This is a genomic window from Mesorhizobium sp. M2A.F.Ca.ET.037.01.1.1 (assembly GCF_003998075.1).
In the GTDB taxonomy this organism is placed as follows: Bacteria; Pseudomonadota; Alphaproteobacteria; order Rhizobiales; family Rhizobiaceae; genus Mesorhizobium.
On record NZ_RZSA01000661.1, the window covers coordinates 1 to 3,885 of the forward strand.

Sequence of the window (3,885 nt, forward strand, 5' to 3'; positions counted from 1 at the left end):
CCTCGATGGGCATCTATGTTTTCAAGACCAAGTTCCTGATGGAGCAGCTGCGCCGCGACGCCGCCGAGCCCGGCTCCAGCCGCGACTTCGGCAAGGACATCATCCCCTATATCGTCCAGCACGGTAAGGCGATCGCCCACCGCTTCGCCAAATCCTGCGTGCGCTCCTCGCATGAGTCCGAGCCCTACTGGCGAGACGTCGGAACCGTCGATGCCTATTGGGAAGCCAATATCGACCTGACTGATATCACGCCCGAGCTCGACCTTTATGACCGCGACTGGCCGATCTGGACCTATGCGGAATTGAAGCCGCCGGCAAAGTTCGTGCATGACGAGGATGGCCGCCGCGGCGAGGCGATCTCCTCGCTGGTGTCCGGCGACTGCATCGTCTCCGGCGCCTCGCTGCGCCGCAGCCTGATCTTCACCGGCGCGCGCATTAATTCGTATTCGAAGCTGGAGGAGGTGGTGATGCTGCCCGACGTGACTGTCGGCCGCAACGCGCGCCTCAAGCGCGTCGTCATCGACCATGGCGTGCAGATCCCCGAGGGGCTGGTGGTCGGCGAGGATCCGGCCCTCGACGCCAAGCGTTTTCGCGTATCGGAAAAGGGCATCTGCCTGATCACGCAGGACATGATCAACAAGTTGTCGACCCCATAGGGGTCGATCAATAAGCTGTCGACCTGCCGATCAACCCTATCGGGTTGACGGCTTGATCAACAGATTGTCACTTTGACCTGTCACGTTGAGATCGGAATGTGGAGCGCATGCAGGTTCTGTCGGTCACGCCCGAAATCTTCCCGCTGATCAAGACCGGCGGGCTTGCCGACGTGACCGGCGCCCTGCCGATCGCGCTGGCCGGGAAGGGCGTGGCGATGCGCACGCTGGTTCCCGGCTATCCTGTCGTGATGGCTGCCTTCGCAAAGAAGAAACCCGTGTACCAGTATCCGTTGCTGCAGGGCGGCAAGGCTTCGATCCATGCCGTCAAGATCGGCGACCTCGATCTCTTCGTTTTGGACGCGCCGCATCTCTTCGATCGCCAGGGCGGCCCTTACGGCACCGCATCCGGCGCCGACTGGCCGGACAATTGGCGGCGCTTCGCGGCGCTGAGCCAGGTCGGCGGCGACATTGCCGGCGGCGCGATCTCTGGTTACCAGCCGGACATCGTTCATGCCCATGACTGGCAGTCGGCGATGACGCTTGCCTATATGCGCTACGGCAAGGCCGTCGGCCTGCCGTCGCTGATCACCGTGCACAACCTCGCCTTCCAGGGGCAGTTCGGGGCTGGAATCTTCGGCGAGCTCGGCCTGCCGGCCGTGGCCATGCAGCTCGACGGCGTTGAATATTATGGTGGCGTTGGCTTCCTCAAGGCCGGTCTGCAGGCGGCCTGGGCCATCACAACGGTGAGCCCGACCTATGCGCAGGAAATCCGCTCGCCGGAGTTCGGCATGGGCCTCGACGGCCTGATCAACATGCGGGCCACCGACCTCTACGGCATCGTCAACGGCATCGATGTCGACATCTGGAACCCTCAGACGGACAAACATCTGGTCGCCAATTATTCGGCCGAAACGCTTGCCGCCCGCGCCAAGAACCGCAAGGCCGTCGAGGAGCGCTTCAGCCTGAAGGCGGATGGCAGCCCGATCGTCTGCGTCGTCAGCCGGCTGACCTGGCAGAAGGGCATGGACATACTGGCGGCGGTCGTCGACGGCATCGTCGCCGCCGGCGCGCGCCTCGCCATTCTCGGCTCGGGCGATGCCGGCCTCGAAGGCACGCTGCTTGCCGCCGCCGCGCGGCATCGCGGCCGTGTCGGCGTCGTCGTCGGTTACGACGAGGGGCTGTCGCATGTCATGCAGGGCGGCTGCGACGCCATAATCATACCCTCGCGTTTCGAGCCCTGCGGGCTGACCCAGCTCTACGGCCTGCGCTACGGCTGCGTGCCGGTCGTCGCCAGGACCGGCGGCTTGGCCGACACCATCATCGACGCCAACGAGGCGGCGTTGTCGGCTGGCGTCGCCACCGGTTTCCAGTTCGCGCCCAACAATGGCGGCGCGATGCTCCATGCGATCCAGCGGCTGGTCGAGCAGCATGCTCGCCCGGCGACCTGGGCTTCGATCCAGCGCCAGGGCATGAAGGCCGATGTCTCCTGGGACAAGAGCGCCGAAAGATACGTCGAACTCTATCGCTTGCTGCATTCGAAAAGGGCTGCCTGAGGCATGATAAAAACCGTCCCCACCAAACCCTATACCGACCAGAAGCCCGGCACGTCCGGCCTGCGCAAGAAGGTGCCGGTGTTCCAGCAGGAGCACTATGCCGAGAACTTCATCCAATCGATCTTCGACGCGCTGGACGGTTTTGAGGGCAAGACGCTGGTGATCGGCGGCGACGGCCGCTTCTACAACCGCGAGGTCATCCAGAAGGCCATCGCCATTGCCGCCGGCAACGGCTTCGGCAAGGTGATGGTCGGCCGGGGCGGCATTCTCTCGACGCCCGCCGCCTCCAACGTCATCCGCAAATACAAGACATTCGGCGGCATCATCCTGTCGGCCAGCCACAATCCCGGCGGCCCGCACGAGGATTTCGGCATCAAATACAATGCCGGCAATGGCGGCCCGGCGCCGGAGAAGGTCACCGACGCGATCTTCGCCAGGTCGAAGGAGATCAAGAGCTTCAAGATCGCCGATATCGGCGAGATCGACATCGACACGATCGGCACCGTCAAGGCGGGCGACATGACCGTCGAGATCATCGACCCGGTCAAGGACTATGCCGAGTTGATGGAGAGCCTCTTCGACTTCGAGGCGCTGAGGAAGCTCTTTAAGTCCGGCTTCCGCATGCGTTTCGATGCCATGCACGCGGTGACCGGTCCCTATGCCAAGGAGATCCTCGAACGCCGGCTCGGCGCGCCGGACGGCACCTGCCGCAACTTCAAGCCGCTGCCCGATTTCGGCGGCCATCATCCGGATCCGAACCTGGTGCATGCAAAACATCTCTATGACGAGATGATGGGACCCGACGCGCCGGATTTCGGCGCGGCCTCAGACGGCGACGGCGACCGTAACCTGATCATCGGCAAAGGCATCTTCGTCACGCCCTCGGATTCGGTCGCGATGCTCGCCGCCAATGCCAAACTGGCGCCGGGCTACAAGGACGGCCTGAAGGGCATCGCTCGCTCGATGCCGACCAGCGGCGCCGCCGACCGCGTCGCCGAAAAGCTCGGCATCGGCATCTACGAGACACCGACCGGCTGGAAGTTCTTCGGCAACCTGCTCGACGCCGGCATGGCGACGATCTGCGGCGAGGAAAGCGCCGGCACCGGCTCCAACCATGTGCGCGAGAAGGACGGCCTTTGGGCGGTGCTTCTATGGCTCAACATCCTCGCCGCGCGCGGCGAGAGCTGCAAGCAGATCGTCACCGAGCACTGGGCGACCTACGGCCGAAACTACTATTCGCGCCACGACTATGAGGAGGTCGAGAGCGACCGCGCCAACGCGCTGGTGGATGAGCTGCGCGCCAAGCTCGGTTCGCTGCCCGGAACGAGCGTGCGCGGCTTGAAGATCGCCAAGGCCGACGATTTTGCCTATCACGATCCGGTCGACGGCTCGGTGAGCAAGAACCAGGGCATCCGGATATTGTTCGAAGGCGGCTCGCGCGTCGTGCTGCGCCTCTCCGGCACCGGCACCTCTGGCGCGACGCTGCGCGTCTATATCGAGCGCTACGAACCGGACAAGGCCAGGCACGACCTCGACACGCAGGAAGCACTCGCCGACTTGATCGCCGCCGCCGACGACATCGCCGGCATCAAGAGCCACACCGGCCGCAACAAGCCGAGCGTGATTACTTGAGGGTGGCGGGGCGCGCCTTTCCTTCCCCCCTTGTGGGGGAAGGT

Annotated in this window: 3 protein-coding genes; all 3 read left to right on the forward strand. The window is 64.2% G+C overall.

Annotation, left to right across the window (positions count from 1 at the left end; all coding sequences use genetic code 11):
* A partial coding sequence (locus tag EOA27_RS26435; protein WP_245491165.1) for a sugar phosphate nucleotidyltransferase occupies nt 1-656 on the forward strand: 656 nt, incomplete at its 5' end.
* A 107-nt stretch (nt 657-763) separates the two neighbouring features.
* The gene (glgA, locus tag EOA27_RS26440) at nt 764-2,209 is read left to right on the forward strand and encodes a glycogen synthase GlgA (protein WP_126078419.1); all 1,446 of its coding nucleotides are present in this window, start codon (nt 764-766) and stop codon (nt 2,207-2,209) included.
* Nucleotides 2,210-2,212: 3 nt separating this feature from the next.
* Nucleotides 2,213-3,841 (forward strand): alpha-D-glucose phosphate-specific phosphoglucomutase, encoded by a 1,629-nt coding sequence (locus tag EOA27_RS26445; protein WP_126078418.1) that lies wholly within the window; start codon nt 2,213-2,215, stop codon nt 3,839-3,841.
* Nucleotides 3,842-3,885 lie beyond the last annotated feature (44 nt).

Excerpts from the sequence above, each read along its gene's own strand:
- glgA (WP_126078419.1), top strand. The coding sequence starts at position 764 with ATGCAGGTTCTGTCGGTCACGCCCGAAATCTTCCCGCTGATCAAGACC.
- EOA27_RS26445 (WP_126078418.1), top strand. The coding sequence starts at position 2,213 with ATGATAAAAACCGTCCCCACCAAACCCTATACCGACCAGAAGCCCGGC.